This window comes from Microcoleus sp. Pol7_B2 (genome assembly GCF_036701035.1).
In the GTDB taxonomy this organism is placed as follows: Bacteria; Cyanobacteriota; Cyanobacteriia; order Cyanobacteriales; family Microcoleaceae; genus Microcoleus.
The window spans coordinates 15,100-29,028 of the sequence record NZ_JAUBQB010000046.1 but is presented as its reverse complement, the minus strand read 5'-3'; the positions used below and the strand labels follow the sequence as shown (position 1 = coordinate 29,028).

Annotated in this window: 5 protein-coding genes; 3 read left to right on the top strand and 2 right to left on the bottom strand. The window is 43.4% G+C overall.

Going from position 1 to position 13,929, the window contains the following annotated elements:
• Nucleotides 1-162 precede the first annotated feature (162 nt).
• Nucleotides 163-4,212, top strand: coding sequence for a hypothetical protein (locus QUA57_RS17670; protein ID WP_333062626.1), 4,050 nt, complete (start codon nt 163-165; stop codon nt 4,210-4,212).
• A gap of 121 nt (nt 4,213-4,333) precedes the next feature.
• On the top strand, nt 4,334-4,894 hold the full coding sequence (locus QUA57_RS17665; RefSeq protein WP_445304487.1) for a Uma2 family endonuclease: 561 nt from the start codon (nt 4,334-4,336) through the stop codon (nt 4,892-4,894).
• A gap of 180 nt (nt 4,895-5,074) precedes the next feature.
• Here QUA57_RS17665 and QUA57_RS17660 read toward each other — a convergent pair whose 3' ends face one another.
• Nucleotides 5,075-7,543, bottom strand: coding sequence for an ATP-dependent Clp protease ATP-binding subunit (locus tag QUA57_RS17660; RefSeq protein ID WP_333037761.1), 2,469 nt, complete (start codon nt 7,541-7,543; stop codon nt 5,075-5,077).
• A 443-nt stretch (nt 7,544-7,986) separates the two neighbouring features.
• On the opposite strand from QUA57_RS17660, the gene QUA57_RS17655 reads away from it, so the two are divergent.
• Nucleotides 7,987-13,335, top strand: coding sequence for an AAA family ATPase (locus QUA57_RS17655; RefSeq protein ID WP_333062629.1), 5,349 nt, complete (start codon nt 7,987-7,989; stop codon nt 13,333-13,335).
• Between the two features lie 4 nt (nt 13,336-13,339).
• On the opposite strand, the gene QUA57_RS17650 is transcribed toward QUA57_RS17655, so the two are convergent.
• Nucleotides 13,340-13,906 (bottom strand): hypothetical protein, encoded by a 567-nt coding sequence (locus QUA57_RS17650; protein ID WP_333037764.1) that lies wholly within the window; start codon nt 13,904-13,906, stop codon nt 13,340-13,342.
• Nucleotides 13,907-13,929 lie beyond the last annotated feature (23 nt).

Below are 13,929 nucleotides of genomic sequence, written 5' to 3'. Positions count from 1 at the left end.
GTTTACGCCCATCAGCGGGATTTTTTCACCGTTTGACACTGGCTGCGACAGATCTTTAGTTATAAATACTTATTGTGCCAATTGCGATGGCGGAATGTTGCCATGTTGGCTCGACATTAATCTAGGCTATAGCTTGAAGGTACTTAGTACAAGTTTAAGCCAATGTCGTCTCCCAAAGATCGATCGAGCAAAATTGAATTGAGCGTCTTAGCGTCGCATCCTGAGTTGTTGACAGGTTTAGATGCGTGGCTGCGGCTAGGTTTACTTTCGCCCGCTGAGGTTGAGGAATTGTGCGGGCAGTATTTAGTCTGCCCAGTCAGAGCTCCCGCTGTAGACCTTTCTGAAATTGAGAACCCGCGAGCTCCTATTGCCGAGCCAAAAGTACCTGCCTTATCAACGCCTCAAGCATTACCTAGCAGCAGAGAAAGCGTTGCTAGGGCCACAGAAACTACTCAAACCCCTAATTTTATAGCTCAAATTTTGCACTCGCTAATGGCAGAAATTAGCGTGGTGTGGCTGTTGTTTTTAGGAGTGTTCATGGTAGTTGTCTCCTCTGGAGTCTTAGCTGCCAGTCAGTGGGAAAGATTTCCTGCCGCCGGACAATATGGAGTTTTGTTAGCTTATACTTTAACCTTTTGGGCGATTAGCAGTTGGGCCAACAGACAGGTTAATTTGCACTTGACTGCTCAAACTTTGCAAGAAGTGACTCTTTTGCTAGTGCCGATCAATTTTTGGGCAATGGATACTTTTGGATTGTGGCGGTATCCTTGGGATTGGGCAGTAGCAATCACAGCGGCACTTATTTTGACTTGGATAACTGCCCGGATTATAAAAGATCAATATCAAAGCTTTTCAGGAAAAAACATCACTCGTTCGATCGCCCTAAATCACTTAGGATTGAGTTATTTGCACTGGGGGTGGGCATTGGCAGGCTTTTCCCTGGCTGCGGTTTATGTGGGTACAGTGGGAACTGCTGCTACTACAGTTTATCAAGTTCAGCAACAACGATTGCAATCTATCCAACGTGGGGGAAATACTGAAACATTCCCCGCTGCTTTCAGTTTAAGCCGAGATTTTTTGACTTACAAAAAAGCGGCTTTAGTAGCTTATTCATTAGGAATTTTACTGGGCAGAGCGATATTTGTCAAGGATGTAAATATCGCTGAAATGGGTTTAGCTTTGGCGATTTGTGGCGTGCTTTTAGCATGGCTAGATTGGCAGCAACCCCGGCAATCTGGGACTATTGAAAACAATATATCCGATCAGCCAAATCCCAGCAATTTTTTTAAATGGCAATTAGCGGGAATGGGTTTGTTAGGTTTGGGGTGGCTGGTTTGTTTTCGCGACATTCCGCTACAAGCGATCGCAGTTAGCGGATTGGCTGTTTGGTTTTTTTACAATCGTTTAGTGCGGTTTTGGCAAGAGTTTGATTTGCTAATGCTGGAGGCGGTGGGACTTCAGAGTATTTGGCTGTTTTGGCGAGTGCTTCCTTTAGGGATTAGAACACAAGTTGTGGCATTTTTAGCTCAGCTTACAAACTCTCAGGAAACTCCTTGGGCTTTTTGGGGTGTTCTGCTGTTGCCTTATTTAATTTTAATGGTAAGTGCAGCGCAGTGGCTATACCGCAAGCGAAAGTTTCAACTTGCCAGTTTTGGCGAAAACCTTGCTCTCGGTTTGGGGAGTGCTTTAACTATTATTAGTTTTGTCAATCCGTTTTGGCGATCGCTCAATTTATTAGTCTCTACTTTAATTTTAGGTTGGATCACTTGTAAATACGTCATTCCCGATAATTTCCGGCGAGTTTCGAGGCCGGCTTCTGCGGCTGAACAACGGGGAAATCCGGCAATTTTGCTTCCCATAACTCACATTATTGGTTTAGGCGCGATCGCTTCGGCAATTGACTTATTTTTTCCCAACCAGCCACCCAATATTTGGTCGGCAATATTATTGATTTTTATGGCGGCTGAGTGGGTATTTTTTGTCTGGATGAAAGCGGCGAATTTTAGAGAAAATTCTGGGTTTTTCCGCTGGCATCCTGCATGGTTCCAAAGTTCCTGGTATCTAGGCTTAGTATTAGCAGGATTTAGCTTTGTCTTGTTGCAAAATTATTTGATTGCGGGTACTGCAACTTATCGCCCTCAGTGGAGTTTGCTATGGCTGGCGACTCCTTTGGCTTTGACTGCTGTTGCTAAATATACTGAGGTACCTCACAAACGAGTTGCCAGTACCTTTAGTACGATCGCCCTAATATTTGCACAATTTCTAATTTTTACTTTTCCGGGATATCGGTTAATTGGTTTTGGTTTAGCCGCCGGATTAATGTTGGTCAATACTTACTCTTTAGTAGAGCTACCAGCGGCTGCGATTGGAGTGGGGTTTGGCTTGAGTTTCGTAGCTGCGGTGATTGATCAATTAGGTTTTGTGTCGGGTTGGGATTGGGGAATTGCCGGGGCGATCGCTCTTTTGTGTATGTGGCTGCTTCGCAGCAGAATAGTTCGTTTTTCCAGCCGTTTGCCTGAGTCTTCTCAATTAGCTGAAATTTACGATCGAGCTTTAGATGGATGGGCAATCTTACTGGCAGGCTTGCTGTTAACAACTATTACTTTTTATTCCTATGAACTCTACGCAGACAGTACCTTAAGTTTTCCACCATCTGCTGAAGTTTTGGCTGCTATTTTGGTGATAATGGCTGCGATTCTTTTCAGAAGTTTACGGCAACTTTCCCCTCTGGCAATTTATGCTCTGGCTTGGAGTTTGGAGTTATTGACAGCAGTCGGTTTAAGTTTTGTCGATCGCACTACGATTAATTTGGCAGTTGCTAATATCGCTCTCGGATTGTTTACTCAATTATTGGGTGATGTGTGGCGCCGCCGCCACCCCGATCCAACAATTTTACCTAGCATTCATTTGATACCTTTGGTTTATGGGGTGTTGGGTTTAACTTTCCGATCGCACACTTTGACGAATTGGACTGGTTTAACTGTGTTGGGGGCGTGTTTAATTGCGATCGGCATTGGTAGGCGGGAACCAGAATTCAAACCTTTGGTTTATTTAGGATTAATTGGCGTGTCCGTTGCTGCTTACGAATCGCTACTATATCAACTTTTTCAAACACCAGGAGGATCTTTTGGCGACGGCTTAATTGTCCTGGCGACTCTCGGCACAACTTTAACATATATCTATCGCATTTTATCTCCTTGGCTCAGCAATTATTTACATTTAACTAATGCAGAGTTAAAAATATTTGCTCACCTGCATTGGGTTTTGAGCAGTTTGCTGCTGATTTGGGCTTCGGCCGAGGATATTAAGTCCGGCCTAAGTTTAGGATTAGTCACTGGTGCTTTATTAGTTCAATATGCTTTCTTGCAAGGGCGAAATAATCTCGATCGCCAATGGGCAGAAATTTGGATTTACTTAGGTTGGCTAGAAGCCTTTGGCATCCGGCTTTACTGGATCAATACACCTTTAGTTAAGTATATTTCCGGGCCGCTGGGGCCTTGGAAAGTTGCCTTCGCTTCCCTATTATCCTATTTCATTTACATTTTACCTTGGGAAAATTGGGGTTGGTCAAAAAAACCTTGGCAGGTAATTGCTTCGCTGATTCCAATAGTTACTATTTTGGAAAGTCCGGCTAAGTTTTATCCGATTAGCTTGCTGATAGCTGCCGCCTTCTATGTTTTCCTGGCTTGGGAAAGGCAGGAAGTCCGTTTTACCTATGTGAGTGTGGCGATAATTGATTGGATCTTGCTGCGGTGGTTCTGGCAAATAGGATTGACTCAGCCAGAGTTTTATGTTACTCCTTTAGGACTTTCTTTACTTTATATTACTCACTTCGATCGCACTCTCAAATTACCAGCACAAAAACCGCTGCGCCACACTCTGCGAATGCTTGCAACTGGGCTGATTTGCGGGATACCTCTTTTGACTCAGCAAAGCCACGGTTTAGTTGCGGCAGCTTTTAGTTTAGTGGCGATTGCAGCGGGTTTGGCGCTGCGAGTTCGGGCGTTTTTGTTTGTGGGAACGGCTGTATTTTTAATCAATGTTTTCTATCAGTTGGTGGTTCTGATCTTCGATTATCCGCTGATTAAATGGGCGATTGGTTTGGCTTTTGGGATTGTGTTTATCTGGATTGCTGCTACTTTTGAAACGCGGCGCGATCGCATTTCTGCTTTGGTGCAGCATTGGGTTGTGCAATTGCAATCGTGGGATTAGATTAAGTGCTTGTAAGGCGGGCAATGCCTGCCATCCTGAGCGACTACTGGTCGATGTAGTATAATCACATTATTAAACCTGGAGCGCCGACAAAAACTCCAATATTCCTGTACGAACAATGATGACAACTCAGTTAATTAAGCGGTTATTTACAGTCAAAGAATATCATCATATGATTGAAGCTGGCATCTTGACAAAAGATGATAAAGTTGAATTAATTCGAGGAGAAATTGTCCAAATGGCCGCCGTCGGTAAAAGACATACATCTCATGTCAAGCGTCTGACAGAGTTATTTTATACCCGCTTATTATCGAGAGTAACCATTGGAGTTCAAGATCCGGTAGAATTGGACGATCACTCGGAACCTGAACCGGATATTTCCTTGCTGCGACGGCGCGATGATTTTTACGAATCGGGACATCCTCAGTCTGAGGATATTTTACTAATTGTGGAAGTAGCGGATGCAACCGCTGAAACTGACAGAAATATCAAAATTCCTCTTTATGCCGAAAACAATATTGTAGAAGTTTGGCTGGTAGATATTAACGAGCAATGTGTAGTAGTTTATCGCGAGCCTTCTCCATCGGGATACCAAAATATTCAAAGATTCCAGCGAGGTCAGACTTTATCTATCCTAGCTTTTCCCGGTATAGAAATTGCTGTAGATAATGTGTTGGGATAAAAGAGCCAAAACTCATACGATTTTAGATTTTAGATTTTAGATTGGGGAATGACTTATTATATAAGGATTTGGAGCTTGCCTAAAGTTGCTTTTTTTAAACTGGTTTCATTTAATTAAAAACCCGGTTTCTCAAAGAAACCGGGTTTTTAATCAACACTATTTATCCGTCTGTAGAGCGCATTAATGGCTCAATGCGAATTCTGGCAATTTCGGCTCTGATGAACCATCGGGCACTACCTTAACCTGACCGTTTTCATCCACATCAACGATCGCCTTTTGGCCATCTTTCAGCTTCCCAGACAGCATTTCCTCAGCCAGTACATCTTCCAACAACCGCATGATTGCGCGGCGCAAAGGTCGAGCACCGTAGCTGGGATTGTAGCCTTCTGTAACTAACAAGTCCTTGAACCGTTCCGTCACCGACAAAGTAATACCCTGTTCGGTTAAGCGGCTGAAGACTTGCTGCAACATGATGTCCGCAATCTGCTTGACTTCTTCCCTGTTCAACTGGCGGAAGACGATAATCTCATCCAAGCGGTTGATAAATTCGGGACGGAAAAACTGTTTCAGTTCTTCGTTTACCAAGCTGCGAACGCGGTTGTACTGACCGTCTGCGGCACTTTCAGCAAACTCGAAACCGAGACCGCCACCGCCTTTTTCAATCACTCGCGAACCAATGTTTGAGGTCATGATCAGCAGTGTATTCTTAAAGTCTACTGTCCGACCTTTAGCATCCGTCAAGCGGCCGTCTTCCAAGATTTGCAGCATCATGTTGAAGACATCCGGGTGAGCTTTTTCGATTTCGTCGAACAAGATGACCGTGTAAGGACGGCGCCGGACTGCTTCGGTTAGTTGGCCGCCTTCATCGTAGCCGACGTAACCGGGAGGGGAACCGATGAGTTTGGAAACCGTGTGGCGTTCCATGAATTCGGACATATCTAACCGAATCATGGCTTCTTCGGAACCGAAGAAATAAGTTGCCAGGGCTTTTGTAAGTTCTGTTTTGCCGACGCCTGTGGGGCCGGAAAAGATGAAACTGGCGATCGGGCGATTGGGATTTTTCAAGCCTACCCGCGCGCGACGGATAGCCCGAGAAACTGCGCTGACAGCTTCTTCTTGACCGATCAAGCGCTGGTGCAAAGTATCTTCCATGTGCAGCAGCAATTCCGATTCGGATTCTGTCAGCTTGCTGACCGGTACTCCCGTCCAATTAGCCACGATGTGGGCGATGTCTTCTTCGGTAACGATGGGAGAAGTTTTGAGTTGGCTTTTGTTGATCGTAGCTTCGGCGATTTCGGCTTCAATTTCTAATTCGCGATCGCGCAATTTTCCAGCTTTGTCGAAGTCTTGCTCGCGCACTGCTGCATCTTTTTCTTTTGTTACTGCAGGCAGTTGCTTTTTGAGTTCTTTAACTTCGGGCGGGGTTTGTGAATTCATCACGCGGACGCGGGAACCTGCTTCGTCAATTAAGTCGATCGCCTTGTCTGGCAAAAACCGATCGTTAATGTATCTGTCTGACAGTGTAGCCGCTGCTTCTAAAGCTGCGTCGGAAATTGTCAGTCTGTGATGCTGTTCGTAAGCCGATCGCAACCCGTACAATATTTCTATTGTTTCAGCCACGCTCGGTTCGCCGACTTTGATCGGTTGGAAGCGGCGTTCTAAGGCAGCGTCGCGCTCGATGTGCTTGCGATATTCGTCCAAGGTAGTGGCGCCGACACACTGCAATTCGCCTCTAGCAAGGGCGGGTTTGAGCATATTGGAGGCGTCCATGCTGCCTTGAATTGCGCCTGCACCGACTAAGGTGTGAATTTCATCAATTACCAGAATGATGTTGCCGGCAGCGCGAATTTCGGCCATGATTTTCGTCAGCCGTTCTTCAAATTCGCCTCGGAACTTTGTACCAGCAATCAGCGAACCCATATCGAGGCTGATTACTTGTTTGTCTTCTAAAATTTCCGGGACGTTTCTATTAACAATCCGCTGGGCTAGGCCTTCGGCGAGGGCTGTTTTGCCGACCCCTGGTTCGCCTACTAATACTGGATTGTTCTTCGTGCGGCGGCCGAGCACTTGGATCACGCGCTCGATTTCATTTTCGCGGCCCACTACGGGGTCGAGTTTACCTGCTGCGGCTAACTTGGTCAGGTTTGTGCCAAATTCTTCTAAAGTCGGGATTTTGCGATCGCCGCTATCTCCCCTACCTCCGGGTACTGCCGCGACTTCTCCCACGGCACGAATTACCTGCGTGCGGACTCTCTGGCGATCGATTCCCAAGTTTTGCAGCACCTTCGCCGCCACCCCTTCATCGTCCTGAATCAGCCCCAGCAGGATGTGCTCGGTGCCGATGTAATTGTGGCCTAACTGCCGCGCTTCATTCAGCGCCGTCTCAAAAATGCGCTTGACGCGGGGCGTAAAAGGAATTTCAGGCGGGAGGAACCCGGAACCTCTACCGATGATATTTTCGATTTCATTGCGCGCCTCTTTCAAGTTAAGGCCCATATCCAGTAATACTTTTGCAGCGATGCCAGTGCCTTCGCCGACGAGTCCCAGAAGAATTTGCTCGGTGCCTACAAAATTGTGACCGAGGCGTCGCGCTTCCTCTTGGGCTAGCATGATTGCTTTAATGGCTTGTTCTGTAAAGCGTTCAAACATATTTTTTCTATCCTACTGTCTTGGCGAGGGCTGTATCGCTGCTGGTGAGGAGCGATTTGGAACACTACACAAATTATAGATGTAAATTTTTGTGTATTTCCTTCTCTAACAATGTATCTTGCTAAAGGGGTAGGGACAGTGGGGAGACCCGAATAGTAGGGGTGTGGTTGCCGTCCGCTGTCGATCGGATATTAATTGAGAATAATAGTAGCAAAATGGCTTGATTGCCTGAATACTATCATTTTATGTATAAATTATATTATTGTCCGAGTAAATAAAGCTTGATTTTTCTTTGCCTAAGTACATAGTTGAATTAAGCATATAACAGTTGCCCTGTCAAGACTTTTGAAGGTTGAGAGTGGTCGTGCCGTCACCCAACAGCCAACAGTCAACAGCGAACAGCGAGTAGAATCAGATATATTTTCAACTCTGAGGAGAACTCCATGCAATTTCTCTCGCAATACCAAATCCACTCCACTCTCCACGAAGGTATCGAAACGATTATTTATCGAGGAAAAATCCCCACCCACCAGGATACAACCGTACTCAAAATCCTGAAAGCTGAATATCCCACCCTCGATGCAATTACCCGGATCAAGCACGAGTATCGCATTCGCCAACATTTAGACCATCCAGGCCTAGTTAAAGTCCTTAGCTTAGAAACCTTTGATAACCGTCTCGGCTTGCTTTTAGAAGACTTTAATGGTGAATCTATCGATCGCCTCATGTCCAGACAAAAGCTCGAAGTCATCACCTGTTTGAGGTTTGGCATCCAACTCATTAAAACCTTAGAATATCTACACCTTCAAAAAATTATTCACAAAGATATTAAGCCGAGCAATATCATCATCAACAGCCAAACAGGAATTATTAAACTGACTGATTTCGGGATTGCTTCACGATTGTCCAAAGAAACTCCCCAAATTAATAATCTTAACTCGATAGTCGGTACTTTTGCTTATATGTCTCCCGAACAAACGGGGAGAATGAACCGCACCCTAGACTACCGCACCGACTTTTATTCTCTCGGAATCACTTTATATGAAATGCTGACAGGTCAATTGCCATTTATGAGCAACGATCCGTTAGAAATTGTTTACAGTCACATAGCTTGTCAAGCAAATTTTCCCCATCACATTAATTCAGACATTCCACCAGCCATCTCACAAATTGTGATGAAATTGATTGCCAAAAATGCCGAACAGAGATATCAAAGCGCAGGCGGATTGTTGGCAGATTTAGAAATTTGTTTAAATCAGTTAGAAACTACAGGCAAGATAGTCGATTTTACGCCGGGAAACTTAGATATATTGAGTCAGTTGTTGATTCCTCAAAAATTGTACGGTCGGGAAACACAAGTCAGCGAACTATTGGCAGCATTTGAACGTGTCGCTAATCCTTGCGAGGAAAATTCTTCCCCTTCCCAAATTGAACTGATCCTAGTGTCGGGTTATGCAGGTATAGGCAAATCTGCCGTAGTTAGCGAAATTCAAAAACCCATCACCAGACAGCAGGGTTATTTTATTTCAGGTAAATTTGACCAATTCAAACGCAATATACCTTACGCATCTTTAATTCAAGCTTTTCAATCTTTGATCCAGCAGTTACTTGCCGAAAATAGCAAAAAATTACAAGATTGGCAACATAAACTTTTAGCCGCACTAGGCGATGCCGGCCAAGTAATTATTGACGTGATTCCCGAACTAGAATTGGTAATTGGTAAACAGCCTGCCGTTGCAGAACTTGCCCCCACAGAAGCACAAAACCGCTTTAACAGGCTATTCAAAGAATTTATCCATGTATTCGCGCAAAAAGAGCATCCATTAGTTATATTTATCGATGACTTGCAGTGGTCAGATTCAGCAACCTTGAAATTAATGGAATTGCTAGCGACTGACCCAGATAGCAAATATTTACTATTTATTGGAGCCTATCGAGACCATGAAGTTAGCTCTACACATCCTTTAATGCAAACAGTAGAGTACCTTCAAAAAACGGGTATTATTATAAACCATTTAGTGCTGGAACCTCTTTCTTTAGCCCAGGTTACTGAGTTAATTTCTGAGACATTGAATGACTCCGACAGACTTCAACCTTTAGCGGAGTTAATTTGGAATAAGACTGGTGGGAATCCTTTTTTCTTGACGCAATTGCTCAACACTCTTTATCAAGAAAAACTTTTGAGATTTGACTTTTCCCGCCTCCTGTCTCCCGGAAGCAGAGGGGAGTGGCAGTGGAACATTGAGGAGATTCACGCTATTGGCATCACAGATAAGAGTGTAGTTGAACTGGTAGCCAGTCGGATTCAACAATTGCCAGAGACTACACAACAAGTTTTGAAATTGGCTGCTTGTGTTGGGGACAAATTCACTTTAGATGTTCTCTCTACTGTCAACGCAAAATCTCCATCAGTCACGGCAACTGAACTCTGGGATGCTTTGCAAGCAGGGTTAATACTTCCTTTGAATGATAGTTACCTCATTCCTTTATTTTTAGATGGAGAAGCAGGAGCTAATTTAACTTTCGATTCTTCGCGAATCAGCTATAAATTTTTGCACGATCGCGTCCAGCAAGCTGCATATTCGCTGATTCCTGATGATGAAAAGAAAGCCACTCATCTTAGCATCGGTAAATTGCTGTTTGAAAATACGCCCGCCGATAAAGTAGAAGAGAAAATTTTTGATATTATCAACCAGTTGAATGTAGGAATTGATTGTCTGGTCCTGCAATCAGAAAAAGATGAATTAGCAGGATTAAATTTAATTGCTGGACATAAGGCAAAAGTAGCTAATGCTTACGAACCCGCTGTTAAGTATTTGAATGCGGGAATGTCGTTATTAGCACCTGATAGTTGGGATCGCAACTATAGCCTGACGCTGCGGTTGTATGTAGAGACGCTGGAAGCGGAATATTTAAACACCAACTTTGAGCAAGCAGAAGTTTTGGCAGAAGTGGTTTTGCGATCGGCTAAAAACCAGCTTGATATCGTGAAAGTGTATCAGCTCAAGATCCTATTTTATCAGGCTCAAAGCCAGATGCTAAAAGCGGTTGAAACAGGTCTAGAAGTGCTGGAAATGCTAGGAGTAAACCTATTAGACAACGAAACCATTGCAGTGCCAAAATTGCCGCGAATTGAGGAATTAGAAAACCTGCCAGTTATGACAGATCCTTATCAACTGGCAGCTATGGAAATCCTGACCGCCCTCTATCCTCCTGCTTATATTGCCAAACCTGAAATTGTGTCCTCCCTCGTCTTGACTATGGTCAATCTTTGTATCGATCGCGGTCATTCAGCATTAGCTACTTTTCCCTATACTCTTTATGGAATGATTCTGTGCGGCATCGAAGGCGACATCGAAGCTGGCTACTACGCTGGATTAATCGCTTTAAAGCTGCTAGAACAATTTAATGCTAGCCAACAGAAAGCTAAGGTTTATGTAATGTTTAATGCTCATATAAGAATCTGGAAAGAGTCTACTAAAAACACACTTAATTCATTTCTAGAAGGGATGAAATTTGGTGTAGAAAATGGTGATTTAGAATGGGCAGTTTATAATTTTATGCACTATATTACTAATTTAGTGTTAGTGGGAGAACAGTTAGAATATGTTGAAGAAAAACAAAGCGTTTGTATGGAGTTTTTGCAAAAAAATAAACACGAATTTGCCATGGGTTATGCTCAAATTTGGCAAGTAATGGCTTCAAGCTTAAGAAGCAAAACAGCACAGCAAGTACGGTTAGTTAGCGGCAGGTTGGATGAACCTGCTGTGATGTCCCGTTGGCAGAAAGAAAATAATCGAATGTCGCTGTTTGCAGCTTATGTTGCTAAATTGATCGTGCTTTATTTATTGAAAGATTATGCTGCGGCTGTTGCTCGCGGTAAATTAGCGGCAGAATATGCAGATGGGGCGATCGGCTTAATCACTGTTGGGGTACACAATTTCTACTATTCGCTGGCCCTCCTCGCTCACTATCCTGACAGTGACAATCAAGAAGCATACCTAGCTATTGTTAACTCTAATCAGCAAATTATGAAAAAGTGGGCCTACCATGCACCCATGAATTATCAGCACAAGTACGAGTTAGTTGAAGCTGAGAAAGCTCGACTTTTCAGCGATAAACTTGCAGCCATGGATTATTATGACTTAGCTATTAAAGGAGCGGCTGCTAACGGTTACATCCAAGAAGAAGCATTAGCTTATGAATTAGCTGGAGAGTTTTATCAATCTTTGGATAAAGAGATAATTGCTCCATCTTATCTGACAAAAGCTTATTATGCCTACATCCGCTGGGGAGCTATAGCAAAAGTTAAATACTTAGAATCCCGTTATCCTTATTTAGTCGATCGCAATCAAGGAGCAATATCTAAGAATGTTGATCTCATGACTGCTACCACTACTGTTGACAATAGCTTGATGCTGGATTTACCAACTGTTGTCAAAGCATCTCAAGCTGTTTCGAGCGAAATTATCCTCAGCCGTTTGCTAGAGAAACTCGTACAGCTTGTAAAAGAAAACGCAGGCGCTCAAAAAGTATTATTTCTTGCCAGGACAGGTAATCAATTATTCATAGAAGCTGGACTTACAGGTCAGTTTAATGATGTAACCCTGTTACAGTCTCTCCCGATTGCCGAATCCGAGATGCTCCCCATTTCATTGATTAACTATGTAGAAAGAACCAAAAAATACTTGGTTTTAGATGATGCTACCCGATCCGATCAATTCCAATTTGACCCTTATATTGTGGCAAATCAACCCCTATCTATCCTGGTATTGCCAATTATCCATCAAGGCAACCTTACGGGAATTTTTTATTTAGAAAACAATTTAACAAAAGGTGCTTTTACTAGCGACAGGTTAGAAATTTTGGGAATCCTCTCTGCACAAGCAGCTATTTCTCTAGAAAATGCTCGTTTTTATAATATTCTGGAAACGCGAGTAGCCCAAAGAACTGAGAATTTGCATACTGCACTGGAAGAACTTCGCCACACTCAAGTGCAGCTAATTCAAAGTGAAAAAATGTCCAGTTTAGGTCAAGTGGTCGGGGGAATTGCTCACGAAATTAATAACCCGATTAACTTTATTTATGGAAATTTATATTACACCAATGAATACGCTGAGAACTTACTAAATCTACTACGTTTATACCAAAATAATTACCCAAATCCCGTACCACAAATAGTAAATGAAATAGAGCTAATAGATTTAGATTTTTTAATGAATGATTTCACTAAAATGATAGATTCAATGAGAGTGGGCGCTGCGAGGGTTCGCGATATTGTGCTGTCGCTGCGAAACTTTTCTCGGTTAGATGAATCTGATAGAAAATGGGTTAATATTCACGAAGGTATCGACAGCACGTTGATGATTTTGGAACACAAATTAATTGATATTCAAGTGCTCAAGGAGTACGACAATTTGCCTTTAGTGAACTGCTATCCTGGAGAAATTAATCAGGTATTTATGAATGTCCTGACCAATGCGATTGATGCTTTTTCTCGCGAAAGAGGGAGTGAAGTTGACTCGAAACAGACTCCGACAATTCAGATTTGCACTGAAGTCGCGGAAGGAAATCAAGTAGCGATTCGCATTGTTGATAATGGTGTGGGGATGAATTCGGAGGTGCTGGGTAAATTATTCGATCCGTTTTTTACTACTAAACCGGTAGGTAAGGGGACTGGTTTGGGATTGTCTATCAGTTATCAAATTGTGGTAGAACAACATGGAGGAAAGTTAATTTGCAAGTCGGAACCTGGAGAGGGCAGCGAGTTTACTATACTGCTGCCGTATTGATGAATTAAAGCCATCGTGAAAGCAACTGTTCAATTACTTTCACAAAGCCGATCGCAATTTGAATCAACGGCCAACCCACAAAACAAATTAACACCGCCCAGCGAGTTTGAATATCCAAACCTTGGCGAACCGCCACAATTACAGCTAGCAAACTCCACACAGCTAATATCCGCTCTATTCCTTCTCCCAGCAAGGGAATTAAGGTTAAAAAATTCAGCACTTGGGGCGCGTAAGCAAAGCCGATCGGCACCAACAACTCCCCATAAGTTACGTGCCCCTGCTTCAGCCACTCTCCGATTTTAAAGATAGTGAAAGTCCAAAAATAATAACCCCCCGCAACTGCCAAACCATCTATCCAAAGTGCTAAAAATAACACTGATAGCTCAGTTCGATTGATTAACAAGATGACGGCGCTGCCCAAAACGCGGGACAGCGCAGCTAAAATTACAATTGTTAAAGCTATTCGCTTAGTTCTGCGAGTGTAGGGAGTTTTTTCGTAAAAATTGCCGTTCAAAGAAAGTGCGTTCCAAAGCGTTGCCCCCAAACCTGCAATTGAATCTTCTCCCTTCACGTGGAACTCCTGATCCTCAAGAT

What these genes read in the sequence shown, in the direction of transcription:
- QUA57_RS17660 (WP_333037761.1), bottom strand. Translation starts at nt 7,543, where the DNA reads ATGTTTGAACGCTTTACAGAACAAGCCATTAAAGCAATCATGCTAGCC.
- QUA57_RS17655 (WP_333062629.1), top strand. Translation starts at nt 7,987, where the DNA reads ATGCAATTTCTCTCGCAATACCAAATCCACTCCACTCTCCACGAAGGT.
- QUA57_RS17670 (WP_333062626.1), top strand. Translation starts at nt 163, where the DNA reads ATGTCGTCTCCCAAAGATCGATCGAGCAAAATTGAATTGAGCGTCTTA.
- QUA57_RS17665 (WP_445304487.1), top strand. Translation starts at nt 4,334, where the DNA reads ATGACAACTCAGTTAATTAAGCGGTTATTTACAGTCAAAGAATATCAT.